Annotated in this window: 30 protein-coding genes; 24 read left to right on the top strand and 6 right to left on the bottom strand. The window is 66.7% G+C overall.

From position 1 onward, the window contains the following. Positions 1-49 precede the first annotated feature (49 nt). From P1IM2_RS12190 to P1IM2_RS12180, 3 genes are read right to left on the bottom strand one after another with little or no spacing between them, the layout of a single operon-like run. The gene (locus P1IM2_RS12190; protein ID WP_186402623.1) at positions 50-406 is read right to left on the bottom strand and encodes a hypothetical protein; all 357 of its coding nucleotides are present in this window, start codon (positions 404-406) and stop codon (positions 50-52) included. A gap of 37 nt (positions 407-443) precedes the next feature. Continuing rightward, on the bottom strand, positions 444-896 hold the full coding sequence (locus P1IM2_RS12185) for a hypothetical protein (RefSeq protein WP_062900629.1): 453 nt from the start codon (positions 894-896) through the stop codon (positions 444-446). A 48-nt stretch (positions 897-944) separates the two neighbouring features. After that, entirely contained in the window at positions 945-2,546 is a 1,602-nt protein-coding gene (locus tag P1IM2_RS12180; protein ID WP_062900630.1) for a phosphoenolpyruvate carboxykinase, read from the bottom strand. Between the two features lie 246 nt (positions 2,547-2,792). Here P1IM2_RS12180 and P1IM2_RS12175 point away from each other — a divergent pair, with 246 nt between their 5' ends. The 8 genes from P1IM2_RS12175 (at position 2,793) to P1IM2_RS12140 (ending at position 8,862) form a co-directional block, all read left to right on the top strand. Next, positions 2,793-3,503 carry a response regulator transcription factor gene (locus P1IM2_RS12175; protein ID WP_062900631.1) on the top strand — a complete coding sequence of 237 codons (711 nt, stop codon included), beginning with the start codon at positions 2,793-2,795 and terminating at the stop codon, positions 3,501-3,503. Next, positions 3,493-5,085: an ATP-binding protein gene (locus P1IM2_RS12170; RefSeq protein WP_409372276.1), complete on the top strand. Its 1,593-nt coding sequence runs from the start codon at positions 3,493-3,495 to the stop codon at positions 5,083-5,085. The genes P1IM2_RS12175 and P1IM2_RS12170 overlap by 11 nt, the downstream gene beginning before the upstream one ends. A gap of 59 nt (positions 5,086-5,144) precedes the next feature. Continuing rightward, positions 5,145-5,591 (top strand): HPr kinase/phosphorylase, encoded by a 447-nt coding sequence (locus tag P1IM2_RS12165; RefSeq protein ID WP_003040343.1) that lies wholly within the window; start codon positions 5,145-5,147, stop codon positions 5,589-5,591. Beyond that, the gene (gene rapZ / locus P1IM2_RS12160) at positions 5,588-6,526 is read left to right on the top strand and encodes an RNase adapter RapZ (RefSeq protein WP_186402622.1); all 939 of its coding nucleotides are present in this window, start codon (positions 5,588-5,590) and stop codon (positions 6,524-6,526) included. The genes P1IM2_RS12165 and rapZ overlap by 4 nt, the downstream gene beginning before the upstream one ends. Before the next feature lie 38 nt (positions 6,527-6,564). Then, entirely contained in the window at positions 6,565-6,969 is a 405-nt protein-coding gene (locus P1IM2_RS12155) for a PTS sugar transporter subunit IIA (RefSeq protein ID WP_062902970.1), read from the top strand. Next, complete coding sequence (locus tag P1IM2_RS12150) at positions 6,966-7,244, top strand: HPr family phosphocarrier protein (RefSeq protein WP_003040349.1); 279 nt, start codon at positions 6,966-6,968, stop codon at positions 7,242-7,244. Before P1IM2_RS12155 ends, P1IM2_RS12150 begins: the two co-directional genes overlap by 4 nt. 4 nt (positions 7,245-7,248) lie before the next feature. Next, entirely contained in the window at positions 7,249-8,079 is an 831-nt protein-coding gene (locus P1IM2_RS12145; RefSeq protein WP_062900634.1) for a TrmH family RNA methyltransferase, read from the top strand. Positions 8,080-8,151: 72 nt separating this feature from the next. Then, positions 8,152-8,862: an META domain-containing protein gene (locus tag P1IM2_RS12140; RefSeq protein ID WP_186402621.1), complete on the top strand. Its 711-nt coding sequence runs from the start codon at positions 8,152-8,154 to the stop codon at positions 8,860-8,862. Between the two features lie 37 nt (positions 8,863-8,899). Here the strand turns inward: P1IM2_RS12140 and P1IM2_RS12135 are convergent, their stop codons facing one another. From P1IM2_RS12135 to P1IM2_RS12125, 3 genes are all read right to left on the bottom strand, one after another. Beyond that, on the bottom strand, positions 8,900-10,255 hold the full coding sequence (locus tag P1IM2_RS12135; RefSeq protein WP_062900636.1) for a DNA recombination protein RmuC: 1,356 nt from the start codon (positions 10,253-10,255) through the stop codon (positions 8,900-8,902). Between the two features lie 85 nt (positions 10,256-10,340). Beyond that, positions 10,341-11,972 carry an alkaline phosphatase D family protein gene (locus tag P1IM2_RS12130; protein ID WP_186402620.1) on the bottom strand — a complete coding sequence of 544 codons (1,632 nt, stop codon included), beginning with the start codon at positions 11,970-11,972 and terminating at the stop codon, positions 10,341-10,343. 55 nt (positions 11,973-12,027) lie between these two features. Then, positions 12,028-13,161: a DUF3667 domain-containing protein gene (locus tag P1IM2_RS12125; RefSeq protein WP_186402619.1), complete on the bottom strand. Its 1,134-nt coding sequence runs from the start codon at positions 13,159-13,161 to the stop codon at positions 12,028-12,030. Between the two features lie 79 nt (positions 13,162-13,240). On the opposite strand from P1IM2_RS12125, the gene P1IM2_RS12120 reads away from it, so the two are divergent. The 16 genes from P1IM2_RS12120 to rplQ all read left to right on the top strand — a co-directional run bounded on the left by P1IM2_RS12120 (position 13,241) and on the right by rplQ (position 26,211). Continuing rightward, positions 13,241-14,536 (top strand): glutamate-5-semialdehyde dehydrogenase, encoded by a 1,296-nt coding sequence (locus P1IM2_RS12120; protein WP_062900639.1) that lies wholly within the window; start codon positions 13,241-13,243, stop codon positions 14,534-14,536. After that, a complete protein-coding gene (locus P1IM2_RS12115; RefSeq protein WP_062900640.1) occupies positions 14,500-15,195 on the top strand; it encodes a nicotinate-nucleotide adenylyltransferase in 696 nt (231 codons plus the stop codon). Before P1IM2_RS12120 ends, P1IM2_RS12115 begins: the two co-directional genes overlap by 37 nt. Beyond that, positions 15,192-15,602: a ribosome silencing factor gene (rsfS, locus tag P1IM2_RS12110; protein ID WP_003040371.1), complete on the top strand. Its 411-nt coding sequence runs from the start codon at positions 15,192-15,194 to the stop codon at positions 15,600-15,602. The genes P1IM2_RS12115 and rsfS overlap by 4 nt, the downstream gene beginning before the upstream one ends. Positions 15,603-15,634: 32 nt before the next feature. After that, a complete protein-coding gene (locus P1IM2_RS12105) occupies positions 15,635-16,063 on the top strand; it encodes a 23S rRNA (pseudouridine(1915)-N(3))-methyltransferase RlmH (RefSeq protein ID WP_003040374.1) in 429 nt (142 codons plus the stop codon). Further along, on the top strand, positions 16,060-17,283 hold the full coding sequence (locus P1IM2_RS12100) for a murein hydrolase activator EnvC (RefSeq protein WP_186402618.1): 1,224 nt from the start codon (positions 16,060-16,062) through the stop codon (positions 17,281-17,283). The genes P1IM2_RS12105 and P1IM2_RS12100 overlap by 4 nt, the downstream gene beginning before the upstream one ends. 134 nt (positions 17,284-17,417) lie before the next feature. Then, positions 17,418-18,806, top strand: a complete 1,389-nt coding sequence (locus P1IM2_RS12095) for a S41 family peptidase (protein WP_186402617.1) — start codon at positions 17,418-17,420, stop codon at positions 18,804-18,806. Positions 18,807-18,822: 16 nt separating this feature from the next. Continuing rightward, positions 18,823-19,308: a disulfide bond formation protein B gene (locus P1IM2_RS12090; protein WP_186402616.1), complete on the top strand. Its 486-nt coding sequence runs from the start codon at positions 18,823-18,825 to the stop codon at positions 19,306-19,308. Further along, positions 19,305-19,823: a demethoxyubiquinone hydroxylase family protein gene (locus tag P1IM2_RS12085; RefSeq protein WP_051066299.1), complete on the top strand. Its 519-nt coding sequence runs from the start codon at positions 19,305-19,307 to the stop codon at positions 19,821-19,823. The genes P1IM2_RS12090 and P1IM2_RS12085 overlap by 4 nt, the downstream gene beginning before the upstream one ends. An 84-nt stretch (positions 19,824-19,907) precedes the next feature. After that, a complete protein-coding gene (locus P1IM2_RS12080) occupies positions 19,908-20,510 on the top strand; it encodes a hypothetical protein (protein WP_058813104.1) in 603 nt (200 codons plus the stop codon). A gap of 362 nt (positions 20,511-20,872) precedes the next feature. Further along, positions 20,873-21,193 carry a hypothetical protein gene (locus P1IM2_RS12075; RefSeq protein WP_234178554.1) on the top strand — a complete coding sequence of 107 codons (321 nt, stop codon included), beginning with the start codon at positions 20,873-20,875 and terminating at the stop codon, positions 21,191-21,193. A gap of 59 nt (positions 21,194-21,252) precedes the next feature. Then, entirely contained in the window at positions 21,253-22,596 is a 1,344-nt protein-coding gene (locus P1IM2_RS12070; protein ID WP_062900644.1) for a TldD/PmbA family protein, read from the top strand. A 12-nt stretch (positions 22,597-22,608) separates the two neighbouring features. Next, on the top strand, positions 22,609-23,400 hold the full coding sequence (locus P1IM2_RS12065; protein WP_062763912.1) for an inositol monophosphatase family protein: 792 nt from the start codon (positions 22,609-22,611) through the stop codon (positions 23,398-23,400). Between the two features lie 202 nt (positions 23,401-23,602). Next, positions 23,603-23,971, top strand: a complete 369-nt coding sequence (gene rpsM / locus P1IM2_RS12060) for a 30S ribosomal protein S13 (protein WP_003040400.1) — start codon at positions 23,603-23,605, stop codon at positions 23,969-23,971. Positions 23,972-24,077: 106 nt separating this feature from the next. Beyond that, positions 24,078-24,467 carry a 30S ribosomal protein S11 gene (gene rpsK, locus P1IM2_RS12055; protein WP_003040416.1) on the top strand — a complete coding sequence of 130 codons (390 nt, stop codon included), beginning with the start codon at positions 24,078-24,080 and terminating at the stop codon, positions 24,465-24,467. Positions 24,468-24,570: 103 nt separating this feature from the next. Continuing rightward, entirely contained in the window at positions 24,571-25,629 is a 1,059-nt protein-coding gene (locus P1IM2_RS12050) for a DNA-directed RNA polymerase subunit alpha (protein WP_003040418.1), read from the top strand. Positions 25,630-25,788: 159 nt separating this feature from the next. Further along, entirely contained in the window at positions 25,789-26,211 is a 423-nt protein-coding gene (rplQ, locus tag P1IM2_RS12045; RefSeq protein WP_003040421.1) for a 50S ribosomal protein L17, read from the top strand. Positions 26,212-26,298: the final 87 nt, after the last annotated feature.

The following is a 26,298-nucleotide window of genomic DNA, read 5'->3' as shown; positions in this document are numbered from 1 at the left end:
ATCCTTCGCTGACGCTATGGCCGACGGTAGGCGGGCCTGACGGGTTTGCCTAGTTCTTCCCGAACAGCGAGCCCGCGATGCCGCCCAGGTCGTTGAGCGGGTTGCCGTCGCCGTCGCGGTCGAGCGCACCGAGAATGCCCGCGCCGCCGTCCTGCTGGACCATCTGCGCAAAACGACCGAGCGAGCCTTCGCCGCCGATCTGGCCGATGATCTCCTGCAACTTGTCGAGCGGCAGGCCGGTGGTCGCGGCAGCGCCTTCGGCGGTGTCACCCTGCATCGGGTGATGCTTGGCGAGCGCGGCAATCGCCGATTCGACATGCTCGGGCGACAGACCGACCTTGGCGGCAAGGTTGGCCACCGTGTCGTTTCCGGAAATCTGTCCGAGAATATTGTCCAAGATGCTCATGGCTGCGCTCCTTCGCTTCGAGTCGGAACCGACGCTATCACGGCGCAGGCAGCGGCGCGAGGTCCGGCGGGACGAACCCGCGCCGCGCCGGCACCGAAAAGAGCAGGTCGCGGCTGTAGAAGCGCAGCGGCCAGTCGCGCGCGCCCATGGGCGATCGCAGCAACGCATTGACGCGGCTGGTCAGGCCCGTCTCCGCCGTTTCAGCGAGGAACAGCCGCACCCCCGCGACATAGGCGCGGGTGATGCTGTCGTGATAGCCCTGCGTGTCGTCGTTCACGCCGCCCACGCTTTCGTTGAAGCGGCGGATGATCGGCGCAATTTCGGCATCGACGTCGATGTCGGGGCGCTCGCTCAGCAACCAGAGGCACGCCGCCAGATGCGCCTCGTGCGTCCACGCCTCGCGCGGCAGGGTGCAGGCGAGCAGGCCTGCACCGATCGCGCGAATATCGGCATCGCGCTCGAACAGGCGCGGGGTAAAGTCGGTGGCCATGGGTCCAGTCCTTCCGGGTGAATGAGCACCCGGAAGTTTCCGGGTCAATCAGGCCGCGACGGCGGCCTGCGGTGCGGCGTTACGGACGCCCTCGTCGACATGGTCCGCAAATTGCGCGAAATTGTCGATGAATTGCTGCACCAGCGTTTGCGCCGTGCGGTCATAAGCCGCCTTGTCGGCCCAGGCTTCGCGCGGATCGAGCAGGCCCGAATCGACGCCGGGCACCGCAACCGGAACCATGAAGCCGAAATTCGGATCCTTGCGGAATTCCGCATTGTTCAGGCTGCCGTCGAGCGCCGCGTTGAGCAGTGCGCGGGTCGCCTTGATCGGCATGCGGCTGATCCCGTCCATCGTCGCCATGCCGCCGGTCCAGCCGGTGTTGACGAGCCAGCATTCGACGCCGCCCTTGGCGATGCGCTCCTTGAGGAGATTGCCGTAGACCGACGGATGACGCGGCATGAAGGGCGCGCCGAAGCAGGTCGAGAAGGTCGCCTCGGGCTCGGTCACGCCGATTTCGGTGCCCGCAACGCGCGCGGTATAGCCCGACAGGAAGTGATACATCGCCTGATCGGGGGTAAGCTTCGCGATCGGCGGCAGCACGCCATAGGCATCTGCGGTGAGCATGATGATATTCTTGGGCACCGGGCCCATATTCTTTTCCGACGCATTCGGGATGAAGTCGATCGGATAGGAGCCGCGGCTGTTTTCGGCGAGGCTGTTGTCGTCGAGGTCGAGTTCGCGCGTCGCGGGGTCGATCACCACATTTTCGAGCACCGTGCCGAAACGCTTCGTCGTCGCGTAGATTTCGGGTTCGGCCTCCGCCGACAGGCGGATCATCTTGGCGTAGCAGCCGCCTTCGAAGTTGAAGACCGCGGTGTCCGACCAGCCATGTTCATCGTCGCCGATCAGCGTGCGCGAGGCGTCGGCCGACAGCGTCGTCTTGCCGGTGCCCGACAGGCCGAAGAAAACCGCCGTATCGCCGTCGGCGCCGATGTTCGCCGAGCAATGCATCGGCATCACACCCTGCACCGGGAGGAGATAGTTGAGGATGCCGAACACCGACTTTTTCATCTCGCCGGCATATTGCGTGCCGCCGATCAGGATCAGCTTTTCGGAGAAATTGACCGCGATCACCGTTTCAGTGCGCGAACCATGCTTCGCCGGATCGGCGCGGAAGCTCGGCAGGTCGATGATAGTGTATTCGGTCGCGAAGGACGCCAACTCCTCGGCCGTCGGACGGCAGAGCAGCGTGCGGATAAACTGGCTGTGCCAGGCGAATTCGGTGATGACCTGCACCCCGACGCGATATTCGGGCTGCGAGCCGCCGAACAGCTGCTGGCGATAGACGCGGTCGCGCGACGCGAGATGGGCAAAGAAATCGGCCTTGAGGGCAGCGAAATGATCGGGCGTCATCGGCACATTGGTCTTGCCCCACCAAATGGTGTCTGCCGTTTCGGCGTCCTGGACGATGAACTTGTCCTTGGCGCTGCGCCCGGTGTGCTTGCCGGTTGCGACGACGAGCGGGCCGTCCTTGGCGAGCAGGCCCTCGCCATTGCGTACGGCATCCTCGACGAGCTGCGCGGTGCCCCAGTTTTCGGCCACATTCGCTTTGGTTTCGACGGTGTCGGTGCCGATCACAACCTTGGTCATTTGCTTCGCCTTTCCTCTGCGCCGCGCGCACCTTTGCATAGGTATGCAGGACATGCCATGCGAAAGCGATGGGCCCGCATGAACATGGGGTGCCGACGTCACGCCGATTCCGAAATCCCGGCCGCGTTAGCGATAGCCGAGGCCGAGGTCAAAAGATTAAAAGGTGAATCGTGGGCGGGACGTGCGCAGTTGTCGCTGGCCGGCAGATCGGCTAGTCCGGCGCCGGGTCCGCCCAATGGAAAGAGCATGACGGCAACCATCGCGCTGGTCGACGACGACCGCAACATCCTGCAATCCTTGTCGATCGCGCTTCAGGCCGAAGGCTTCGTCACGCGCGTCTATTCGGACGGCGAAGCCGCGCTGAAGCCGCTCATCGACAATCCGCCCGATCTGGCCGTCTTCGACGTCAAGATGCCGCGCATGGACGGGCTCGAGCTCCTGCGCCGCCTGCGCGAGAAAAGCCAGCTTCCGGTGATCTTCCTGACCAGCAAGGACGACGAGATCGACGAGGCGCTGGGGCTCGCGATGGGTGCCGACGACTATATCTCCAAACCCTTTTCGCAGCGGCTGCTGATCGCCCGCATCCGCGCGATCCTGCGCCGCGTCGACCTCAACCGCAATGCGGCGGCGGCGGACGACGAGCCTGCGGCCGAACCGATCGTGCGGGGCCGGCTCGCGATGGACCCGGCCCGGCACAAGGTGAGCTGGGGCGGCAAGGATGTGACGCTGACCGTCACCGAATTCCTGATTCTGGAGACGCTCGCCAGCCGCCCGGGCATCGTGCGCAGCCGCAACCAGCTTCTCGACGCGGCCTATCAGGATGATGTCTATATCGACGATCGCACCATCGACAGCCACATCAAGCGCCTGCGCCGCAAGTTCCGCGAGGTCGATTCGGACTTCGACGCGATCGAGACGCTCTATGGCGCGGGGTATCGCTTCTCCGATGATGGCTGACGCGTCGATTGCCGAACAGGAAGAAGCGCCGCTCGTCTGGTCGGCGCGCTGGTCGCTCACGACGCGCATCCTGGCCGTCAACATCCTAGCGATCGCGCTGCTGGCGGGCGGATTCTTCTATCTCGATACCTATCGCACCCGTCTCGTCGATACGCGCATTTCCGAAATGCAGGACCAGCTCGGCCTGCTCGACAGCGCGCTCGAGGCGGCGCGCCCCGACCAGCGTGCGCGGCTGATCGGCGAATTTACGCGCACAACCGAATCGCGGCTGCGCTTCTATGCTGCCGATGGCCGCAAGCTGTCCGACAGTTTCGATCATGGGCCGCCGACCTATACGCTGCGCGATCCCGATTTGCAGGCGTGGCAGCGCGATGCGGCGCGCGCGATGGACCGCGGCATCGACTGGATCGTCGGCGCGCCGAGCTACCCCGAATATACCGAACCGGCGCACGACACGCTCGCTGCCTGGCCCGAGGCCGAAGCGACATTGCGCAGCGGCGAAGCGCAGGCGCGATTCCGCTATGCCCCCGAACGCACCCCGCTGCTCAGTGCCACCCGCGTCGTCGATCTGGAGACGCCCGAGGTGATGCTGATGACGCTCAACGCGCGCGACATCACACGCACGGTGCGAGCCGAGCGCTTCCGCCTCGCGATCGTCATCGCGATGGTCGTGATCGCATCGGTCCTACTGTCGCTGTTTCTGGCGCGCACGATCGTCCGCCCGCTGCGCCGGCTGGCACGCGCGGCCGTTCGCGTCCGGCTGGGCCGCGCGCGCGAGGTGGTCGTCCCCCGCCTTCCGAGCCGCCGCGACGAGATCGGCACGCTGGCGCGCGCGCTGAGCGACATGACGCAGGCGCTGCGCGAGCGCATCGACGCGGGGGAACATTTCGCCGCCGATGTGACGCACGAGCTCAAAAATCCCATCGCATCGGTGCGATCAGCGATCGAAGGGCTGGGGCGCGTCACGTCCGACGCGCAGCGCACTCAGTTGCTCGCCATCGCGGACGAGGATGTCCGCCGGCTCGACCGCCTCGTCACCGACATCAGCGACGCAAGCCGGATCGACGCGCAATTGTCGCGCGCGTCTTTTGAACCCGTCGATGTCGGGCTGATGATCGAATCGATGCTCGCCGCGCGCTGCGCCCGCAACAGCCAAAGCGAAGATCGACCTCGCATCGCCTTTGCGCGGCCGCGCAAGGGGACGACTGCGGTGATGGGCGACGGCCATCGGATCGAGCGGGCGATCGACAATGTCATCGACAATGCGATCAGCTTCTCGCCCGCTGGCGGCCTCGTCTGTATCGCCGCCACCCGCCTGGGCGACGAGGTCCATGTGCGGGTCGATGACGACGGGCCGGGGATCGAACCGTCGCAGCGTGAAGCAATTTTCCGCCGTTTCCACAGCGAACGGCCGTCGGGGGAAGCGTTCGGCAAGCATAGCGGGCTGGGCCTCGCCATCGCGCGAACGATCATCGAGGGGCATGGCGGCACCATCTCGGCGCGCGACCGCGACGACGGCCGGCCCGGCGCCAGCCTGCTGATCACCCTGCCCGCGCGCGAAGGCTCCGATCCCACGGGCTGAATTTGCCGCGGGCGCCTATCGCCTTGCAGCCCCGCTTCGTCGCCGGTAAGCCTGCACCCATGTTCCCGAGCAGGACCAGGGCCGAGATCCACAATATCCATGCGAGCTGCGTGGCAGCAGGCAATGGCGGCGTCCTGATTCTCGGCAATTCGGGCCAAGGCAAGTCGGACCTTGCACTCCGCCTGCTCGACCGGGGCGCGCGGCTTGTCGCCGACGACCGCTGCGACATCTGGTACGAGCGCGGACGCCTGTGGTGCCGCCCGCCCGAAAACCTGGCTGGAAAGCTGGAAGTGCGCGGCATCGGCATCATCGAGCGACCGTGGACCGCTCCGGTGCCGCTGGCTCTCGCGGTCCGGCTTACAGACCATTATGATCGCATGCCCGCGGTGAATCAGGTCGAAATGGTCGTCGGCCATCCCCTGCCCGCGCTGCTGCTTTCGGCCTTCGAAGTATCGGCCCCGATCAAGATATTGCTCGCGCTCGAACGACTGGCGCCGGCTGCATGAGCGATCCCGCCGCGCCGCGTCTGCTGCTCGTCACCGGCCTTTCGGGCGCCGGCAAGTCGACCGTGCTCAAGGTGCTGGAAGATCTGGGGTGGGAGGTTGTCGACAATCTGCCGCTCGCGCTGCTCGACGCACTGATCGACGCGCCGGTGCAGCGCAGCGCGGCGAACCGGCCGATCGCGGTGGGCATCGACAGTCGCAGCCGTGGTTTCAAGCCGGCGCTGCTCGTCAAACGCATGAAGGAACTGCGCGAAGCGGGCGGGCGCGACATGCAGACGCTGTTTCTCGATTGCGCAGGCGCCGAACTCGAACGGCGCTTTTCGGAGACGCGCCGCCGCCACCCGATGGCGGAGGACCGCCCCGCCGCGGACGGCATCGCGCGCGAACGCGAGATGATGGAGCCGCTCCGCCGCTGGGCCGAGCATGTCATCGACACGACCAACTATACGAGCAACGATCTGCAGCAGGAGGTGCGCCAGCGCTTCGGCGGCAGCGGCGACGATGCACCGGTGCTCAACATATTGAGCTTCGGCTTCGCGCGCGGGTTGCCGCGCCACGCCGATCTGGTGTTCGACATGCGCTATCTGCGCAATCCGCACTGGGACGCGGCGCTGCGCCCGCACACCGGGCTCGATCCCGACGTCGCCGCCTATATTCGCACCGATCCCGCTTATGAAGCGACGGTGACGCAGATCGAAACCCTGCTCCTCACCCTGCTGCCGCGCTACCGCGCCGAAGGGAAAAGCTATGTCACCATCGCCTTCGGCTGCACCGGCGGACGCCACCGTTCGGTCCATGTCGCCGATCGGGTTGCCCGAACGCTACGCGCCGCGGGCCATGAGCCCACGGTGACCCACCGCAACCTTGACTCGGCCCCGCAAGATGGGCTTGAGGGCAAGCCCCCGCCCGCATCTCCCGCACCCGGCGGACAAACATAAGGGTCTCGCTTTTCATGCCCACCGATAAAGCCCTGCCGCTGCTCGGAATGGTTCTCGTCACGCACGGCCGCCTCGCCGAGGAAATGGTGACGGCGATGGAACATGTGGTGGGACCGCAGCGCGCGGTGGCGACTGTGTGCATCGGCCCCAATGACAATATGGAAGTGCGCCGCGGCGAAATTGCCGAGGCGATCCAGCGCGTCGACGAAGGGCGCGGGGTCGTCATGCTGACCGACCTGTTCGGCGGCACGCCGTCGAACCTTGCCATCAGCCTGCTGGAAAGCGGACGAACCGAAGTCATTGCCGGCGTCAACCTGCCGATGCTCATCCGGCTGGAAAGCGCGCGCAAGACGATGGACCTGCGTGCCGCGGTGATCGCGGCCAAGGAAGCGGGCCAGAAATATATTTCCGTCGCATCGGAAATGTTGGGGGTGGGGCCATGAACCAGATCAGCGAAACCGTAGAAATCACCAACCAGCGCGGCCTGCACGCCCGCGCCAGCGCCAAGTTCGTTACCTTCGTCAGCCGCCTGCCCGAAACCGTGTCGGTCGAGGTCGAAAAGGGCGGGTCGCGCGTTTCGGGATCGTCGATCATGGGATTGATGATGCTCGGCGCGGCGAAGGGCGACAGCATCACCATCCACACCAGCGGCGACGGCGCCGAAGCCGCGATGCTCAAGCTCGTCGGGCTCGTCAAGGACAGCTTCGGCGAGGATTGATCCGATGGCCCCGACCGGCCAGCAAAACGCCCGCCGTTCCCGAATCGAAAGCCTGTCGAACCCGCTCGTAAAGCGGATGCGGCTGTTGCGCGAAAAGCGGCATCGCCGCGCCGAAGGGCTGTTCCTGGCCGAAGGGCTGCGCATCGCGACCGAAGCGCGCGAGGCGGGCATATTGCCGCGCTGGCTGTTTCTGGCCGACGAGGGCGCCGCGCATCCGCTCGCGCGGACGCTGATCGACGCGACGCTGGCGAGCGGCGGAGAGGTGATCGACACGACGCCGGCAATCCTCTCCAAATTGTCGGGCAAGGACAATCCGCAGACGATCGTCGGCATCTATGCCGAGCCGCGGACCGCGCTATCCGACCTCGACCGCGACGCGGCGCCGATCTGGCTGGTTGCCGAACGGCTGCGCGATCCCGGCAATCTGGGCACCATGCTGCGCACCGGCGACGCGGTCGGCGCCGGCGGGTTGATCCTGCTCGGCGAATCGACCGATCCCTATGGTGTCGAAGCCGTGCGCGCGAGCATGGGGGCGATCTTCACCCAGCGGCTGGTGCAGGCCGAATGGGACGAGTTTCTGCCCTGGCTGCGCAGCGGGCGCGGCGAACTGGTCGCAACCTGGCTCGGTGACGACACCAAGGATTATCAGGCGGTGCGTTATGCCGCCCCCACCTTCATCCTGATCGGCAATGAATCGCAGGGCCTGCCGCAAGCCTATGCCGAAGCCGCCGACGTGCGCGTAAAAATGCCGATGATGGGCAAGGCCGACAGCCTGAACGCGGCCGTTGCGGCCGCAGTCATGGCCTATGAAGTGCTGAACCAGCAGCGAAGCTGAACGCCGGCCATGCAACTTGTTCAGCGGCCGGCCATTGGACCCGAGGTAACCGCCGCCGCGAAAGGATTTGTCATGAAGATGCTGCTTGTCCCCGCCCTCGCCGCCGCAGCGACGCTTGCCGGCTGCGCTGCCACCGGCACCGGACCCGCGACGCCCGCTCCGCCGGCCGAGGCCTATATGGCGCTGGGGACCGAGCCGGGCTGGACGCTGGAAATCACGCCCGCGCGCCTTGCCTATAATGGCGATTATGGCGCGACACGCATCGCGGTCGCCAACCCCGGCGCGCGGCCGAGTTTCAACGGCGAGCGCTATGTGACCGGCCGGCTGACCGTCGATGTGACGCACAGCGCGTGCAGCGAAGGGATGAGCGACCGCCGGTATCGCGACACGGTGACCGTCACCGCCGACGGCAAGACGGTGAATGGCTGCGGCGGCGCGATCTTGCCGCCCGCCGACCTTACCGGCACCCGCTGGACCTTCGTGTCGATTGGCGGCACGCCGGTCGCCGCCGATCGCCCCACCGAGCTGGTCTTTGAGGGAGAACGGATGAGCGGCAGCGCGGGCTGCAACCGCTTCGGGGGCAGCTATGCCGTCAAGGACGGCATGCTGTCCGCAGGACAGCTTGCGGCGACGCTGATGGCCTGCCCCGGCGCCGGCATGGCGCAGGAACGCGCCTTCTTCGACCTGATGAAAACGCCGGTGCGGCTGAGCTTCCCGTCCGACGGCACGATGGTGCTGACCGGCGAAAGCGGCCAGACGGCCGTGCTGAAGCGCGTGATCTGACGCGCCATATCGCTTCCGCCCGCGCGGGGGCGACAGGTCATTCGCTCGCGTCGTTTACCGCAGCCGGTGCCGCCGCAAGCTTCGCCAGCGGCCGCGCCGCCTGTTCGGCAACGGGCAGCACGGGAATTTCCTTGCCGCCCGTCTCGACGTCGAGCGCCTCGAAACGCTTCGCCTGCGTCAGCACCTGGCTTTCGAAGCTGCCCACAAAGGCGTTGTAGGCGCCGGTCGCCTGATCCAGATTCTTGCCGACGCGGGCGATATGCCCGCCCATCGTCGCCATGCGCGCATAAAGCTCCTTGCCCAGCGCGGCGATCTCGCGCGCCTGCCCCGCCAGCTTTTCCTGCCGCCAGACCGCCGCGACGGTGCGCGCAATCGCGATCAGGTTGGTCGGCGTGGCGAGCAGCACCTTGCGGTCGAAGGCATAATCCCAAAGCTCGGCGTCATGATCGAGCGCGGCGGCGAGGAAATGTTCGCCGGGAACGAACATCACCACATAGTCGGGCGTGTCGTCGAACTGGTTCCAATAGGCTTTGGCGCTCAGCGTGTTGACGTGCGCCTTCATCGCCGCGGCATGTGCGGCGAGATGCGCGGTCTTTTCGGCTTCGTCGACCGCGCCGAACGCGTCCTGATAGGCGTTGAGCGACACTTTGGCGTCGATGACCAGGCTTTGCCCGCCCGGCACCTTGACCACGACGTCGGGACGCAGCCGCCCGCCTTCGCCATCGGCGACGCTTACTTCGGTCTGGAAATCGGCATGTTCGGACAGGCCGCAGCTTTCGAGCACATTGCGCAGCTGTTGCTCGCCCCAGCGGCCGCGCGCCTTGGGCGCGTTGCGCAGCGCGTTGACCAGCTTCGCCGCCTCGCTCGACACGCGCTCGGTCCCTTCGCGCATGGCGGCGATCTGGCCGTGCAGCAGCCCGAAGGCGTCGCGACGTTCGGCCTCGACCTTGCCGACCGCCTCTTCATATTTGGCCAGCCGTTCGTGAACCGGCTGGAGCAGCGCCTTCAGATTCTGCCCCGCGCTTTCCTCACTCTGGCGGAACCGCTGATCGGCACGTTCGAGGAAGTTTTTCTGCGCCTCGCCCAGCATCGCCTGTCCGACCTCGCGGAATTGCGCGGTGAGCGCCGCCTGTGCCTCCTTGAGCTGCGCGATCTGCGCGTCGTGGGCCGCGTCGCGCGCCTTTTGTTCGGCGAGCAGCGACGCGAGCTGGATATCGGCGGCCTTGCGTGCCTCCGCTTCGGCGGCGAGATCGGTGACGGCGACCCTGAACCGTTCGGCGAGCCCGTCGCGTTCGGCCTTGAGCCCGCCCGCCTGCCGTCCAGCGAACAGCCAGCCGATCACGGCACCGACAACAAGGGCGGCAACGACGGCTAGGAGCAGGGGCAAGGTCATCGGCGGAACATAGGACGAACGCAGCGCGCTTGGCTAGCCGCTAATTTAGCGACCCGATCTGCCGGAGGCTCCCTCGCCCGGCGCGTCAGCCCTTGTCATAGGCATTGCGGCCGCGCGTCGCGGTCATCCGGTGCGACGAGGCGAGCGCGAGGTCGTGGCTGCGCACCGAGCTGACGAAATGCCAGTCGGCAGTGACACGCTCGGGCGTCAGCGCCACCGTCGCATAGCCGCGATCGCGCGTGTTCGCCCAGCGCAGCTGCGGCGACGCGGCGCGCAGGGCGGCGACCCGTATGTCGTCGGGGATGGCCGGCGTGTAGCTTTCGAACCCCGGCGAGGTAACGCTGTGTCCGCCGACCTCGATCCCCGCCGGTCGGCCGCCATGCGTCAGGTCGAAGGCCCAGGCATTGTGGCTGTCGCCCGACAGGGTGACGAGATTGGCGCCGGCGCGCTGCGCCGCGGCGAGCAGGCGGTCGCGCGCGGCGGGATAGCCGTCCCAACTGTCCATATTGAGCGGCAGCCCGGCCTTGGCGGCGAGCTGACCGATCTCGACCCGGCGCTGCACATAGTCGGGCAGGTTGGCGCCGAACCAGTTTTTCGATTCGGGCGGCGTGAACAGGCTGCCCATGACAATCTGCTGCGCGCAGACCTGCCAACGCGTGCCAGATTTCGCCGATGCCGCGAAGCCGTCGAACAGCCATTTTTCCTGCTCACTGCCCAGCAACTGCCGCGCTGGGTCGCGATAACCGGTTTCGGCAAATTGCTTGAGCGCGGCGGCCGCGTCGCCCTTGTCGGCAAGGATGTCGCCGATCTCGAACTGCTTGTCGCGCGCGGTGATGCGCGTTTCGGGCAGGAAGATCGTCGCCAGATCGCCGACCTGATAGCTGCGCCAGCGCGCGCCGCCGACCGGCATCCATTCGTCATAGGCGCGCATGGCGGCGGCTTCGCGCGCGCTCCAGTCGCCCTCGTCGGGTTGGTGGTTTTCGGCCCCGCCCTTCCAGGTGTCATTGGCAAATTCATGATCGTCCCACTGCGCGACGATCGGGAACAGCTGGTGAAGGCGCTGCAAATCGGCGTCGCTGCGATAAGCGGCATAGCGCAGCCGGTAATCGGCGAGCGCGATCAGCTCGTTCGAAGGTTGAATCAGGCGGCCGGGCACCGCCTCTTTCGCCGACGGATAGGTGCCGACCTTATATTCGTAGAGATAATCGCCGACGTGAACGACCAGATCGATGTCCGAACGGGCGGCCGCATGGCCATAGGCGTTGAACCAGCCGAAGGGCAGATTCGCGCAGGAGAACAGCGCCAGGGTGAAGGCGCCCGCTGCCCCTTCCGGCAAGGTGCGCGTACGCCCCGTCACCGACATCGTGCCGTCGGGCGCGACAAAGCGATAGAAATACCAGCGGCCGGGCTCGAGACCGTCGACGCGCAGCTTGGCGGTGTGATCCGCGTCGCCGGCGGCGGTGACGCTGCCGCCACCGACGATGCGCACGAAGTCGGCCGTGTCCGACACCTCGGCCGTCAGCGCGGTGTCGGCCGCAGCGGCATAGCGCGTCCATAGCAGCACCGACCGCGGACCGGGCTCGCCACTCGCGACCCCGTGGGTGAAGCCCTGTGCCGCCATCGCCTGCGCCGCGCCAGGCAAGGCCATGGCGGCAAGCCCTGCCGTGCCGAGCTTCATCAGCAGGCGGCGATCCATTTCGGCCCAAAGCTGGTGCATCGATTTTCCTCCCATTTCGCCGGGTCTGTGCCCGGCTTTCATGACAATTATGCGCTCACCCGCTCATACCGAGCGCGAGCAACAGCAGCATGAAAGCGATGACCGCGAACAGGCTGAAGAAAAGCAGCAGGGTCGTCCGTGCAAGCGCACCGACGCGCGACGAGCGATAGGCGCCGCGAAGCTGGCGATACATGTGGAACGGAACATAGAGCATCGCGAAGAAGGTCGCGAGATCGCCCAGCAACGTCAGATTGAGCAGCCGCACCACGACGAAGAGTAGCAGCATGAAGCTGATCGAATAGGTGACGAAGACGAAATGGTCATAGGTGTGGAAACGCCGGCTGAACGGATAGAGCAGCCACATGAAGGGCAGCGACAACGGGATCAGCGCCCAGGCGAATTTATAGGCGTTGGCCTGCAATTTGTAGAGAATCAGCGCCGGGTTCGCGAACGCCTTTTGCAGACCATGGTCGATGAAGGGCACCCCCGTATCGACCTTGTTGCGCGTGACGAAATCGGCGCCGGTCTTCACCTGATCGACGGGGTTGTCGAGAACCGGCGGCCCCGCGGCGCGGTCGGCCGTGCGCTCATCCTTGCTGCGGCTCCGCGAAATGCCTAGATAGTCGGCACTTTTCTGAAGAGTGGCGCGCTCGTCCTGCAATTCCTGGCGCTGCGCCGCGGGGAGATCCTTTTTCGCAAGTTCGGTATCGATACGGTCGACCTCGACCTGCATGCTGTCCTTGATCGCGGCCGATCGCGTCTGTTCGGCCGCGGCCTTGTTCAGTTCCTCCCCGACACCGCCGCCCGCGCCGACCATCGCCAGCACCGCATAGGTCAGGAACACCGCAAACAGGAACAGCGCCAGCGGCGAAATGAAGCTCGCCCGCTCGCCGTGAATGTAGCGGCGCGTCAGATCGCCAGGCCGCCATGTCAGGAGCGGCAGCGTGTTCCACAGCTTGCCCTCGAAATGAAAGATGGCGTGAACCAGATCATGTCCGATCGCGCCGAAGCTGCGATGGACATCGGCCTTCTGCCCGCAGCGGTGGCAGTGCGACCCGCGCAACACCGTCCCGCAATTGAGGCAGCGGGCGCCCGCGTGCGCGCTGCCTTCGCCATGCCCCGGCTCGATCGCACGGCCTGCAAGCCCTGCCGTGATCGCCGCCCCGAATGCTTCGATGTCCCCGCTCATGCGCCCTGACTAGTGGGCCGAATGACCTCGTGCAACGGGGCTTTCGGGAATCACGCCAAAAGTGATATTGGCCCGTCGCATGAACGCTGAAACCTCCACAGCCCTCGGCGCCGCGCTGCACCATAACGACGCGGATACGCTGATCGCCGACATGGGCGCACGCGCACGCTTGGCAGCGAAGGCGCTCGCGGTGGCGACGACAGCCGAAAAGGCCAAGGCGCTGCGCACGGCTGCGGCCGAGCTGCGCGCGCGCGCCGCGACGATCCTGGATGCCAATGCGCGCGATATGGAGGCGGGGCGCGAAGGCGGCCTGTCGTCGGCGATGATCGACCGGCTGCGCCTCGACGAGAATCGGCTCGCCGCGATTGCCGACGCGGTCGAGGGTATTGCCGGCCTGCCCGACCCGGTCGGCGCCGAAATCGACCGGACCGAGCGCCCCAACGGCATGACGCTGGCCCGCGTGCGCGTTCCGCTGGGCGTCGTCGGCATCATCTATGAAAGCCGCCCGAACGTCACCGCCGATGCTGCGGCGCTGGGGCTGATGTCGGGCAATGCGGTAATCCTGCGCGGCGGCAGCGAGGCGGTTCACTCGAACCGAGCGATCCACGCCGCACTCGCCGCGGGTCTCGCCCAGACCGGCCTCCCCACCGATGCCGTGCAACTGGTGCCGACGCAGGACCGCGCCGCGGTGGGAGCGCTGCTCCGCGCGCAGGGCCTGATCGACATCATCATCCCGCGCGGCGGCAAGGGGCTGGTCGCCCGCGTGCAAGACGAGGCGCGCGTACCCGTGCTCGCCCATCTCGACGGGATCAATCATCTCTATATCGACGGCGCCGCCGATCCCGCCAAGGCGGTGGATCTTGCGGTCAACGCCAAGATGCGCCGCACCGGCGTCTGCGGCGCGACCGAAACGATCCTGATCGACCGGGCCTATCCCGCGCCGCTTGCCATCGTCGACGCGCTGATCGCCGCGAGCTGCGAAGTGCGCGGCGATGCCGCCATCGCGGCGCTCAGCTCCCATGTCACGCGCGCGAGCGCGACTGATTGGGACTGCGAATATCTCGACGCGATCGTCTCGATCGCCGCGGTCGACGGGATCGAGGGCGCGCTGTCGCATATCGACGCCCACTCCAGCCACCACACCGACGCGATCGTCACCGAGGATGTCGCGACCGCCGAGCGGTTCCTGTCCGAAGTCGACAGTGCGATCGTCATGCACAACGCCTCGACGCAATTCGCCGACGGCGGCGAGTTCGGCCTTGGCGCCGAGATCGGAATCGCGACGGGACGCCTCCACGCACGCGGCCCCGTCGCACTCGAAGGGCTCACCACCTATAAATGGCTGGTGCGCGGGAGCGGGCAGGTTCGACCCTGACCCGTCCGCTTACCACCGGCCTCCTCGGCGGCAGCTTTAATCCCGCGCATAGCGGGCACCGCGCGATCAGTCTTGACGCGATCGATGCGCTGAGGCTCGACGAGCTGTGGTGGCTCGTTTCGCCCGGCAATCCGCTCAAGGCGCAGGCGGGCATGGCGCCGCTTGCCGCCCGGTTGGCCTCGGCACAGCGCATGGCGCGGCGCTCGCCGATCCGCGCCACCGCGATCGAGGCCGAGCTGGGTACGCGCTATACGGTCGACACGCTGCGCGCGCTCATCCATCGCTATCCGAATCGGCGCTTCATCTGGATCATGGGCGCCGACAATCTGGTTCAATTGCCCCGCTGGCGCGACTGGCGGGAGATTGCGCGATTGATGCCGATTGCGGTTATCGCGCGTCCGGGCTATAATGGCCGCACCCATGCTGCAGAGGCGATGGGTTGGCTGCGGCGCTTTGTCCGGCCCGCGGACCAGAAACGTCTTTGGACAGACTGGAGACCGCCTGCCCTCGTGTTCCTGCGTTTTTCGCCCGATGTGCGATCCGCAACTGCAATACGGCAGGCCAACCCCCGCTGGTTCGAAAGCTATGCAGGCCGCGCGCTGCGCGACCCTGTCACGCATTCGCGGCTGGCCATGGATGAAAGGAATGAAACCGCTTGATAGCCGCCAGTAAGGATGCCGCGCCCGGCGCCGCGTCCGCACCCAAGTCTTCGGACGACAGCGTGGAAAGCCTCCACGCGCTGATCCTTCACCAGCTGGACGAGGATCAGGCCCAGGAAACCATTTCCATCCCGCTTGCCGGCAAGAGCAGCATCGCCGACCATATGGTGATCGCGAGCGGTCGGTCGACGCGCCATGTGTCGGCAATCGCCGACAAGCTGGCGCAGCGGATCAAGCAGGAAACGGGCCGGCCGGTCCGCGTCGAGGGGCTGCCCAATGCTGATTGGGTGCTGATCGACGCCGGCGACGTGATCGTCCACTTGTTCCGTCCGGAAGTTCGCAGCTTCTATAATCTCGAACGCATGTGGTCGTTCGGCGATGCACCGCCGGTTGCCGCGGTAAATTGACGCCTTTGCCTCGCTAACGTAGGCGAGGCGTCATGTTGCTGCACATCATCGCGCGCGGGCGCATCGGGCGCGGGCCCGAGGCCGAACTGGTCGAGCGCTATATGAAGCGCGTGACCTGGGCGCAGAAGATTTCGGAGCTTCCCGACACCGGCGGCCGCGTGCCCGCCGCACCCGTCGGCAGTCGCACCGTGCTGCTCGACGAAGGCGGCGAACAGATGTCGTCGCTCGAATTCGCCAAACTGCTGGAAAAATGGCGCGACGGCGGCGTACGCGAGGCACGATTCTGTCTTGGTGCCGCCGACGGCTTCACCCCCGACGAGCGCGAAGGGGCCGACAAGGTCATCGCCTTCGGCCGCGCGACCTGGCCGCATCTGATGGCGCGCGCGATGCTCGCCGAGCAATTGTGGCGCGCCACCAGCATCGTTGCGGGCCACCCCTATCACCGCGAAGGCCGCCAATGAGGGCCGCCTTGCTTGTCGTCGCCGCCTTTGCGGCGATCGCCGGCGGCGCGCTGGCGTTGGCGCAGAGCGACGTTTTCGATCCCGCCGCGATTGCGGCGCGCGAGCGCCAGCAGCTGCTCACCGCCAAGGCCCAGTCGGCCGCGGCAATGCGGCGCAGCGCGGTGCTCGAAGCGCAGGCAGGTGCCGCGCGCGACGAGGCCGACAGGCTGAAGAAACGCAGCGCCGCCCTCGCCGCGCGGATCCAGTCCGCCGAGGCCGATATCGACGCGGCGGAGGCGCGCGTCGCACTGGTCAGCCGCCGCCTTGCCGATCAACAGACGCGGCTCGCCGAACAGCAGCAACCCCTGCTCGCGCTCACCGCATCGCTCCAGCAATTGAGCCGCCGCCCGCCGGTGAGCGTGCTCGCGCAGCCGGGCTCGCTGCGCGACATGGTCCACGCGCGCGCCGTACTCGACGCGGTGATGCCGGTGATTCAAGAGCGCACCGCGGGAGTCCGGCAGGAACTCGCCCGGCTGCGCACGACGCAGCAGCAGCAGCGCGTCGCGCTGCAGGCGCTTTCGGCAAGCAAGGCACAGCTTGCCGAGCGGCGCGACGCGCTGACGCGGCTCGAGAATGAAGGCCGGCTGCGCTCGCGCGACCTGATGAGCAGCGCGCAGATCGAGGCCGACCGCGCGCTTGGTCTCGGCGAAAAGGCGCGCGACATCGTCGATCTGATGGACGCGCTGGAGGCCGACGCAGCGGTGCGCGGCGAACTCGCCGATCTGTCCGGGCCGCTTCCGCGCCCCGCCGACCCCGCCAGCGCGGCCCCGCAGGCCGCGCCCGTCGCGCCGGCCGCAAGCCGCGGCGCGGACCTCGGCGCGGGCGCCTATCGCCTGCCGGTCGTCGGACGCATCGTTGCGGGGCTCGGCGAAGTGAATGACAGCGGCGTCCGCTCGCGCGGCATCACCGTCGCGACGCAGCCCGGCGGTCAGGTGGTCGCCCCCGCCGCGGGCCGCGTGAGCTTTGCCGGCGATTATCGCGGCTATGGCAAGATCGTCATCATAGACCATGGCGGCGGCTGGACATCGCTGATCACGGGAATGATCGCGCTGTCGGTTTCGGTCGGCGACACGCTGGACGCCGGGGCGCCGGTGGGCCGCGCGGGGTCGGACGACAGCCGCATCACGGTCGAACTGCGCCGCGCCGGGCGCCCCGTCGATCTGGTCGCGATGCTTGGCTGACGCCGCCGCCGTTAACGCGCCGTTCGGGCGACCTTTGCTAGGGCAATCGCGCGCTTGACGCCGATGCAAAGGCATTGGACGATGGCTTGCCGGGGATTATAGTGCGGCCTGTTCCGCGTGACTGAAAGACATCCATGACCGAATCGACCAAGACTCCCGCCTCCCCGAAGCGCCGCTTCGCCTTCTGGCAGGGGGCTGCCGCGCTCAGCACGCTCGCGCTCGTGCCGCTCGCAACCGGCGCGATGGCGACGGTCGATTCGAAGACCACCGAGGAAATCCAGCGCTTCATGGACGTGTTCCTGGAAGTGAAGGCCAATTATGTCGAACCGGTCAGCGACGACAAGCTGATCGAAGGCGCGATCAACGGCATGCTCGCCAGCCTCGATCCCCATTCGGGCTATCTCGACGCGCGCGACTATTCGACGCTGCGGACGCAGACCGATGGCGAATATGGCGGCCTGGGCCTGTCGGTGACGATGGAGGACGGCGTGGTCAAGGTGATCGCGCCGACCGCCGACACACCGGCCGACCGCGCGGGCATCAAGGCCGGCGACTATATCACCCATATCAACAAGCAGCTCATCTTCGGCATGACGCTCGACGAAGCGGTCGAACAGATGCGGGGCCGCCCCGGCACCGAGGTCGAGATTACGGTCGTGCGCGAGGGCCAGGACAAGCCGATGGAGCTGACCCTGAAGCGCGAGATCATCGACGTGAAGCCAGTGAAGTGGGAGGTCAAGGACGATGTCGGCGTGCTGACCATCGCCAGCTTCTCCGCCGACGCGGGCCGCGACCTGCGCGCCGCGATGGTCGCGGTCGAAAAGTCGCTCGGCCACAAGCCGCGCGGCTGGATCGTCGACCTGCGCTCGAACCCCGGCGGCCTGCTCGATGAGGCAGTGAGCGTCAGCGACGTCTTCCTCGACCGCGGCGAAATCGTCTCGCAGCGCGGGCGCCGCAAGAATGATATCGAACGCTTCTTCGCCGAACCCGGCGACCTTGCGCAAGGCGCGCCGCTGATCGTGCTGATCGACGCCGGATCGGCTTCGGCGTCCGAAATCGTCGCCGGCGCGCTGCAGGACCAGCACCGGGCGCTGATCATGGGCGAACGCAGTTTCGGCAAGGGATCGGTGCAGACCGTGCTGCCGCTGACCGATACCACGGCGCTGCGGCTGACGACCGCGCGCTATTACACCCCGTCGGGTCGCAGCGTGCAGGAAGGCGGGATCGAGCCCGATATCCGCGTGCCGCAGCTGTCCGACCCCGACTATAAGGACCGTCCGCGCTTTCGCGAAAGCGACCTGCGCCGCCATCTGATCAACGAGAAAAAGGTCGACAACAGCCTGCTCGAAAAGGACGAGAAGGACGATCCGCGCTTCACCGCCACCGCCGAGGAGCTGAAGGCCAAGGGCATCGAGGATTATCAGCTCTATTATGCGCTGCAGACGATCGGTCGCATCGGCCCGCCAACGTCGCGTATGGCGCAGGCGGCCAAGCCCGTCGCCAAGCCGACGACGCGCAACTAAGAGGGGCTGACCGACGATGCGAACTTCGCGTTACGCCGCGCCGCTTGCCGCGCTTGCCATCCCGCTGGCGCTCTATGGCGGTGCGCTGGTGTCGCAATTCGGCTTCGGACTCCACCCGTGCGAGATGTGCTACTGGCAGCGCTGGCCGCATCAGGCGGCGATCGTGCTGGCGGCGCTGGCACTGCTGCTCTCCCGCAATACGGCGGCGATGCGCGGGCTGACTCTGCTCGCCGCAATCGCCATCTCGATCAGCGGCGTCATCGGCGTCTTTCACGCCGGGGTCGAATATGGCTTCTGGGAAGGGCTGACGACGTGCAGCACCGGCGTCAGCGGACCGGTATCGCTCAGCGACATCATGGCGGCGCCCATCACCCGCTGCGACGTCCCGCAATGGACGCTGCTCGGTGTTTCGCTCGCCGGTTTCAACGCTATCTTCTCGCTCGCCGGCGCGGCGTTCGTCTTGACCTTGCTGCGCCGCCGTCCCACATCGGCGGCACGATGACAGCTGACCGCAAAACGGCCTCGATGATCCGCGTCGATCAGGCGGGCGAATATGGCGCGACGCGCATTTATGCGGGTCAGCTCGCGGTGATGGGCGACCGCCATCCGATGGCGCGCGAGATCGCGCATATGGCCGAACAGGAAGAGCGGCACCGCAAATTTTTCGACGCGATGGTCGCGCGCCGCGGCGTGCGCCCCACCGCGCTTCAGCCGTTCTGGAACGTCGCGGGCTTCGCGCTCGGCGCCGTCACCGCCGCGATGGGGCCGCGCGCCGCCATGGCCTGCACCGCCGCCGTCGAGACCGAGATCGATCGCCACTATCGCGAACAGCTCGATACGCTGGGCGACAGCGACCCCGAACTGAGCGCAGCGGTTGCCGATTTCCGCGCCGAAGAGCTGGAGCATAAGGAAGCGGCGATTGCCGCGGGGGCCGAAAGCGCGCCCGCCTATCCGCTGCTCAGCCTCGCGATCCGCGCGGGCTGCCGCGCAGCCATCGCGCTGTCAAAGCGTATCTGATAGGGTTCCACGGGGAAAGCCTGACCGTTCAGCGCGGATGCAGGCAGCGGGTGGCAAGCCGCCCGAAACGAAAAGGAAATGACGATGACCCGCCTGCCGCTTGCCATGCTGATCCTCGCCGGGGCAGCGATCGCCCAGCCCGCCGCCGCGCAAGATACGGGGCCGGTGGGCCCCGCGAATGAGAAGATCAATCAGGTCATCGTCTATGGCAACGACAAATGCCCCGAGGCGAATGGCGATGAAATTCTGGTCTGCGCCGTGTTGCCCGAAGGCGACCGTTACCGCGTCCCGCAGATTTTCCGTGGCGGCGACCCGCTCGACCCGCGCAACGAAGCCTGGGTGAACCGGGTCGTATCGCTCCAGCGCGTCGGCCGCTTCGGCACCGACAGCTGTTCGCCGGTCGGACTCGGCGGCTTCACGGGCTGCACCCAGCAATTGCTCGCCGGCGCCAAGGCCGAACGGCAGGCCGCCGACAAGACCGACTGGCAGGCGATGATTGCTGACGAGCGCGCCAAGCGCCTCGCCGGGATCGATGCGGCCGCCGACACGGTCGAAGCAGCCGTCGTCGCCGAGGAAAAGGCGCTGGCCGACCGGCAGAAGCAGGCCGAAGAGACCGCGCCCGCAACCGACGCACCGGCAACCGACAATCCCGACGCCGAACCGCTGCCGGTCCCCCCGCCGCGCTGATTTGCGGCACGGCGCGCGGCGCGCGCCCCTCTCTACCGCTATTTTCGACTCGGGCAGAGTTCGGCCTCGCGACCGGGGCTGATGGCGCGCGCCTTCGCGCCCGGCTCCCGGTGAAACAACCGAATCTGCCGCAATATCAGCCGTCGGACCCGATTTTGTTGCGATTCTGCGGTGAATCGAACCCGAAAATTAACGAATCGCTGGCAACCTGTCTTGACTTGGGAATTTTCGGCTGAAAACTTCGCATTTATGGGAATCGCCAGCCGGGGAGGCTGAAAAACAACATGGCATCGACCTTCGAACCGCGCCTTTGGCGCCGCGCTACCGCCAGCGTTCCACCGGCACGCAGTCTAGGTCGTCGCATGACCTGGCACGCCGCCGCCGCGCTGATCGTTTTTGCGGCCCTCCAGGTCTGGCTGGTCATGAGCGCGGTTTCCGCCGGCGCCCCGTCGATGCTGGCGGTCGTGTCGCTGATCGTCGTCCTTGCGCTCGCGCTTCCCGTCGCGCGCTCGACCGAGCGGCGCTGGTATCATCTGAGCCGCCAGGCGCTGGCAAGTTGGGGGCTGCACGCCCGCTTCCGCCGCGATGTGCGCCGCCTGTGGGTTGCCGCGATCACCCTGCCCTTCCTGTGGGTCAGCGGTGCGATGGCGGCCACCGATGCCATCGCCGCCATCGCGCGCTGAAGCGCACGTCATCCGACTTTGATTTTGACGCCCCGCCGCGCGCCGTATAGGGCGCGGCCATGCTGAGTGTTTCCGAAGCCCTCGACCGCGCGCAAATGCTTTGCGCCGCCGCGACCAAGGCGGGCGCCGACGCCGCCGACGCGCTTTACTATTGCAATGCCGCGACCTCGGTCTCGATGCGGCTGGGCGCGCTCGAGGATGTCGAGCGGTCCGAGGGGCAGGATATCAGCCTGCGCGTTTTCGTCGGGCAGCGCAGCGCCAGCGTCTCGACCGCCGACATGGATGCCGCCGAACTGGCGAAGCTCGTCGAGCGCTGCGTTGCCATGGCACGCGAGGCGCCCGAAGATCCCTATGCGGGCCTCGCCCCCGCCGACCGCCTGTTCACCGGCCCGGTCCCCGATTTCGATCTCGACGACGGCAGCGAAGCCGATCCCCAGGCGCTGCGCGAGGCCGCGCTGGCGGTCGAGGAGGCTGCGCGCGCCGTCGCCGGCGTCACCAACAGCGAAGGCGGCAGCGCGAGCCACAGCCGCACGCGCTTCGCGCTCGCGACGAGCCATGGCTTCGCCGGCGGCTATGGGTCGAGCGGGCACAGCCTGTCGGCGAGCGTCATCGCCGGCGAAGGCGCGGCGATGCAGCGCGATTATGGCTGGCACAGCGCGCATCATCTGTCCGACCTCGAAAGCGCCGCCGAAATCGGCGCGCGCGCCGGAACCCGCGCCGTCGCGCGGCTGAACCCCGGCAAGGCGCCCGTCGGCAAGGTGCCGGTCGTCCTCGATCCACGCATCGGCAGCAGTATCGTCGGCCATCTGCTCGGCGCGATCGCCGGCCCCGCGATCGCCCGCGGCACCAGCTTCCTGCTCGGCAAGGAAGAGCGGGCGCTGTTCGACAGCGCAATCGTCGTGCGCGACGAACCGCATCGTCCGCGCGGGCTGCGCAGCCGGGCCTTCGACGGAGAGGGCCTGCCGACCGCCGCGCGCGATATCGTCGCCGATGGCCGCATTACGGGGTGGCTGCTCGACACCGCGTCGGCGAAGCAGCTCGGGCTCGAACCGACCGGCCATGCGAGCCGCGGCGGCGGCGCGTCGGGGGTCTCTGCCAGCAATCTGCATCTCGCGGCCGGGTCGATTGCGCCCGACGCGCTGATCGCCGACATCGACCGCGGCGTCTATATCACCGAACTGATCGGCCAAGGCGTCAACCCCGTGACCGGCGATTATAGCCGCGGCGCATCGGGTTTCCTGATCGAGGGCGGGCGGATCGCCGGCCCGATCGCCGAATTCACGATCGCGGGCAATCTGATCGACATGTTCGCCGCGCTGGTCCCCGCCGACGATCTGGTCTTCCGCCACGGCACCAACGTGCCGACGCTGCGCATCGACGGCATGACCGTCGCCAGCAGCTAGGCCGGCCGCCCGATGCCCGCGCGCAACCTGGAAGCCGTGATCGCCGCGACGCGCGAGGTCGGCGACATGGCGATGGCGCGCTGGCGCGGCGAGGGCAAGGCAGTCAATGTCTGGCACAAGTCGGAAAATAATCCGGTCAGCGACGTCGATCTGGCGGTCGATGCCCGGTTGAAGGCGGTTCTCGGCGCGATGGTGCCGGAGGCCGGATGGCTTTCGGAGGAAACCGCGGACAACAGCGACCGGCTGTCGCGCCGTTTCATGTGGTGCGTCGACCCCATCGACGGCACCCGCGACTTCATCCGCGGCCGTCCGGGCTGGGCGGTGTCGGTCGCGCTGGTCGTCGACGGCGCCCCCGAAATCGGCGTGCTCTACGCGCCCGCGCTCGACGAACTGTGGGTCGCCCGCAAGGGTCAGGGTGCGACGCTCAACGGCGAAACGCTGCGCGCCAGCCGCCGGATGATCTTCAACGGATCGCGCGTTCCCGCCGACAGCCTGCCCAAGATCGACCGCGACCTCATCATGGTGACAAAACCCAACAGCATCGCGCTGCGCATGGCGCTGGTCGCCGACGATCGCGCCGATCTGGTCGCGACGCTGCGCTGGGGTTTCGAATGGGACGTCGCCGCCGCGGCGCTGATCGCGACCGAGGCCGGCGCGACCGTCACCGACGCCTTTGGTGAGCCGCTCGTCTTCAACACGCCGCGCGCGCAGGCCTTCGGTGTCATCGCGAGCGCGCCGGGCATTCATGGCGCGGTCGTCAACCGGCTGCACGACCGGGCGGTGGCGCTTACCGCCGATGATTGAGGCGCGCCCCGGCAGGCTGCAAAAGCCGCCGCTTCGCTTGACAATTCGCCCGACTCACCTTAATTGCGCATCCATTCCAACACCCTGACCGGACGGCGAAACGCTCAGCGCGTCTTCGTGGTCCGTTTTTTGCGTTGGAAAACAGACGCTTTGAGATAGGGCTCGTTTGCCAGCGAACCCTGTGGAGCAGGAGAAAGAACAGATGGCACGTATCGCGGGCGTAAACCTGCCCACCAACAAGCGCGTAATCATCGCGCTCACCTACATCCACGGCATCGGCCGCAAGACCGCCGTCGACATCGCCGACAAGCTCGGCATCGACCACACCCGCCGCATCCAGGACCTGTCGGACGCCGAAGTCCTGCAGATCCGCGAAACGATCGACGCCGACCTCACGGTCGAGGGTGATCTTCGCCGCAACACGGCGATGAACATCAAGCGCCTCATGGACCTCGCCTGCTATCGCGGCCTGCGTCATCGCAAGGGCCTTCCGGTCCGCGGCCAGCGCACGCACACCAATGCGCGCACCCGCAAGGGCAAGGCCAAGCCGATCGCCGGTAAGAAGAAGTAAGAGCAGAGATTCGTCCGGGGGACGGATTTCCTTATTTCTCCGCCGGAGGTCGCCATCGCACTGGCACCACCGGTCGTTTTCAGGATTTAGGGTTTAGGAATTCAAAATGGCTCGTGAACCGCAGCGCCTTCGTCGGCGCGAACGCAAGAATATCTCGTCGGGCGTCGCCCACGTCAACGCGACCTTCAACAACACGATGATCACCATCACCGACGCGCAGGGCAATGCGATTGCCTGGTCGAGTGCCGGCATGATGGGCTTCAAGGGCAGCCGCAAGTCGACGCCCTATGCAGCGCAGGTTTGCGCCGAGGACGCCGGCAAGAAGGCCGCCGAACATGGCGTCCGCACGCTGGAAGTCGAAGTGAAAGGCCCCGGCGCCGGTCGTGAATCGGCCCTGCGCGCGTTGCAGGCGGTCGGTTTCCACATCACGTCGATCCGCGACGTGACGCCGATCCCGCACAACGGCGTACGTCCGGCCAAGCGCCGCCGCGTCTGACGTTTCCGGACTGGCGGTCTTCGGGCCGCTCTGCCGTCACCATATCTAACGCAGGACAGGCTCGACCCGCCCCGCCCGTCCCGCCCAAAGCAAAGGGAAGTCCATGACTGTCAATATCCGGAACTGGCAGGAATTGAAGAAGCCCAGCAACCTGGAAATCAAGGCTGGCAGCGACAGCAAGCGCAAGGCCACCTTCGTCGCCGAACCGCTCGAACGCGGCTTTGGCCTGACGCTTGGCAACGCGCTGCGCCGCGTGCTCCTGTCGTCGCTCCAGGGTGCGGCCATCACGTCGATCAAGATCGAGAACGTCCTGCACGAATTCTCGAGCCTGGCTGGCGTGCGCGAGGACGTGACCGACATCGTTCTCAACGTGAAGCAGATCGCGCTCAAGATGGAAGGCGAAGGCCCGAAGCGGCTGCAGCTTTCGGCGACCGGTCCCGCGACCGTCAAGGCCGGCGACATCATGGTGTCGGGTGACATCAAGGTGATGAACCCCGATCACGTGATCTGCCACCTCGACGACGGGGCGACGCTGAACATGGAACTCGTTGCCGACACCGGTAAGGGCTATGTTCCCGCGACGGCCAACCGTCCGGCCGACGCGCCGATCGGCCTGATCCCGGTCGATTCGCTCTACTCGCCGGTGCGTCAGGTCGCCTACAAGGTCGACAATGCCCGCATCGGTCAGGAACTGGACTATGACAAGCTGTCGCTGACCGTCGATACCGACGGCACCGTGACCCCGGAAGATGCCGTCGCCTATGCTGCGCGCATCCTCCAGGACCAGCTTCAGGTCTTCGTCCACTTCGAAGAAGCGATGAACGACAGCGGCCTCATCGGCATGGCGGCTCCGTCGGCTTCGACCGAGGAATCGGACGTCAACCAGCTCAACCGCTTCCTTCTCAAGAAGGTCGACGAGCTCGAACTGTCGGTTCGTTCGGCCAACTGCCTCAAGAACGACAACATCATCTACATCGGCGACCTGGTCCAGAAGACCGAGGCCGAGATGCTCCGCACGCCGAACTTCGGCCGCAAGTCGCTCAACGAGATCAAGGAAGTGCTCTCGTCGATGGGTCTGCGCCTCGGCATGGACATCCCCGGCTGGCCGCCGGAAAACATCGAGGAAATGGCCAAGAAGCTCGAACAGGAGCTACTGGGTTAAGTCCCGAACTGTTCCCCGGCGAAAGCCGGGGCACAGGTGCAACGCTGAATCTGGACCCCGGCCTTCGCCGGGGAACACAAAGGGAAAAGGGCTCCCCCGCAAGCGGGCCTGGCTTGGGGTTCCGTAAAACGGCCCCTCTGACAAACGAAGGAATGGATTATGCGTCATAAATCGGGTGGCCGGAAGCTTCAGCGCACCGGCGCGCATCGCATCGCGATGTTCCGCAACATGTCGGCTTCGCTCATCAAGCATGAGCAGATCACGACGACCGTCGCCAAGGCGAAGGAACTGCGTCCCTATGTCGAAAAGCTGATCACGCTCGCGAAGCGTGGCGGCCTTGCCAATCGCCGTCTGGCGATGAGCCGTCTGATGGACGAAGCGCAGCTTCAGAAGCTGTTCGACGTCCTCGCCGAACGCTACAAGGACCGCAACGGCGGCTACACCCGCATCATCAAGGCCGGCATCCGCGCTTCGGACGCCGCGCCGATCGCGATCATCGAATTCGTCGACCGCGACGTCGATGCCAAGGGCCAGGATTCGGGCCCGGTGCTGACCGACGAGGAACTGGAAGACGCGGCCTGAGCCGAACTTTCCATCGACACAAGGTCAAGGGCGGCGTCCAACCGGACGACCGCCCTTTTTCTTGGCCAGCCGCCGGGGACCAGCGCG

Origin of the sequence: Sphingopyxis sp. P1IMeth2, assembly GCF_900185685.1 — a bacterium.
In the GTDB taxonomy this organism is placed as follows: domain Bacteria; phylum Pseudomonadota; class Alphaproteobacteria; order Sphingomonadales; family Sphingomonadaceae; genus Sphingopyxis; species Sphingopyxis terrae_A.
The sequence above is the reverse complement of the archived record's forward strand: the minus strand, read 5'-3'. Positions and strand labels throughout refer to the sequence as shown.

Excerpts from the sequence above, each read along its gene's own strand:
- P1IM2_RS12135 (WP_062900636.1), bottom strand. The coding sequence starts at position 10,255 with ATGACCTTGCCCCTGCTCCTAGCCGTCGTTGCCGCCCTTGTTGTCGGT.
- P1IM2_RS12115 (WP_062900640.1), top strand. The coding sequence starts at position 14,500 with ATGGCTGGTGCGCGGGAGCGGGCAGGTTCGACCCTGACCCGTCCGCTT.
- P1IM2_RS12075 (WP_234178554.1), top strand. The coding sequence starts at position 20,873 with ATGACCTGGCACGCCGCCGCCGCGCTGATCGTTTTTGCGGCCCTCCAG.
- rpsM (WP_003040400.1), top strand. The coding sequence starts at position 23,603 with ATGGCACGTATCGCGGGCGTAAACCTGCCCACCAACAAGCGCGTAATC.
- rapZ (WP_186402622.1), top strand. The coding sequence starts at position 5,588 with ATGAGCGATCCCGCCGCGCCGCGTCTGCTGCTCGTCACCGGCCTTTCG.
- P1IM2_RS12085 (WP_051066299.1), top strand. The coding sequence starts at position 19,305 with ATGACAGCTGACCGCAAAACGGCCTCGATGATCCGCGTCGATCAGGCG.
- P1IM2_RS12125 (WP_186402619.1), bottom strand. The coding sequence starts at position 13,161 with ATGAGCGGGGACATCGAAGCATTCGGGGCGGCGATCACGGCAGGGCTT.
- P1IM2_RS12070 (WP_062900644.1), top strand. The coding sequence starts at position 21,253 with ATGCTGAGTGTTTCCGAAGCCCTCGACCGCGCGCAAATGCTTTGCGCC.
- P1IM2_RS12170 (WP_409372276.1), top strand. The coding sequence starts at position 3,493 with ATGATGGCTGACGCGTCGATTGCCGAACAGGAAGAAGCGCCGCTCGTC.
- rplQ (WP_003040421.1), top strand. The coding sequence starts at position 25,789 with ATGCGTCATAAATCGGGTGGCCGGAAGCTTCAGCGCACCGGCGCGCAT.
- P1IM2_RS12095 (WP_186402617.1), top strand. The coding sequence starts at position 17,418 with ATGACCGAATCGACCAAGACTCCCGCCTCCCCGAAGCGCCGCTTCGCC.
- P1IM2_RS12150 (WP_003040349.1), top strand. The coding sequence starts at position 6,966 with ATGAACCAGATCAGCGAAACCGTAGAAATCACCAACCAGCGCGGCCTG.
- P1IM2_RS12120 (WP_062900639.1), top strand. The coding sequence starts at position 13,241 with ATGAACGCTGAAACCTCCACAGCCCTCGGCGCCGCGCTGCACCATAAC.
- P1IM2_RS12175 (WP_062900631.1), top strand. The coding sequence starts at position 2,793 with ATGACGGCAACCATCGCGCTGGTCGACGACGACCGCAACATCCTGCAA.
- P1IM2_RS12090 (WP_186402616.1), top strand. The coding sequence starts at position 18,823 with ATGCGAACTTCGCGTTACGCCGCGCCGCTTGCCGCGCTTGCCATCCCG.
- P1IM2_RS12065 (WP_062763912.1), top strand. The coding sequence starts at position 22,609 with ATGCCCGCGCGCAACCTGGAAGCCGTGATCGCCGCGACGCGCGAGGTC.
- P1IM2_RS12165 (WP_003040343.1), top strand. The coding sequence starts at position 5,145 with ATGTTCCCGAGCAGGACCAGGGCCGAGATCCACAATATCCATGCGAGC.
- rpsK (WP_003040416.1), top strand. The coding sequence starts at position 24,078 with ATGGCTCGTGAACCGCAGCGCCTTCGTCGGCGCGAACGCAAGAATATC.
- P1IM2_RS12130 (WP_186402620.1), bottom strand. The coding sequence starts at position 11,972 with ATGCACCAGCTTTGGGCCGAAATGGATCGCCGCCTGCTGATGAAGCTC.
- P1IM2_RS12140 (WP_186402621.1), top strand. The coding sequence starts at position 8,152 with ATGAAGATGCTGCTTGTCCCCGCCCTCGCCGCCGCAGCGACGCTTGCC.
- P1IM2_RS12185 (WP_062900629.1), bottom strand. The coding sequence starts at position 896 with ATGGCCACCGACTTTACCCCGCGCCTGTTCGAGCGCGATGCCGATATT.
- P1IM2_RS12190 (WP_186402623.1), bottom strand. The coding sequence starts at position 406 with ATGAGCATCTTGGACAATATTCTCGGACAGATTTCCGGAAACGACACG.
- P1IM2_RS12180 (WP_062900630.1), bottom strand. The coding sequence starts at position 2,546 with ATGACCAAGGTTGTGATCGGCACCGACACCGTCGAAACCAAAGCGAAT.
- P1IM2_RS12105 (WP_003040374.1), top strand. The coding sequence starts at position 15,635 with ATGTTGCTGCACATCATCGCGCGCGGGCGCATCGGGCGCGGGCCCGAG.
- P1IM2_RS12100 (WP_186402618.1), top strand. The coding sequence starts at position 16,060 with ATGAGGGCCGCCTTGCTTGTCGTCGCCGCCTTTGCGGCGATCGCCGGC.
- P1IM2_RS12050 (WP_003040418.1), top strand. The coding sequence starts at position 24,571 with ATGACTGTCAATATCCGGAACTGGCAGGAATTGAAGAAGCCCAGCAAC.
- P1IM2_RS12145 (WP_062900634.1), top strand. The coding sequence starts at position 7,249 with ATGGCCCCGACCGGCCAGCAAAACGCCCGCCGTTCCCGAATCGAAAGC.
- P1IM2_RS12080 (WP_058813104.1), top strand. The coding sequence starts at position 19,908 with ATGACCCGCCTGCCGCTTGCCATGCTGATCCTCGCCGGGGCAGCGATC.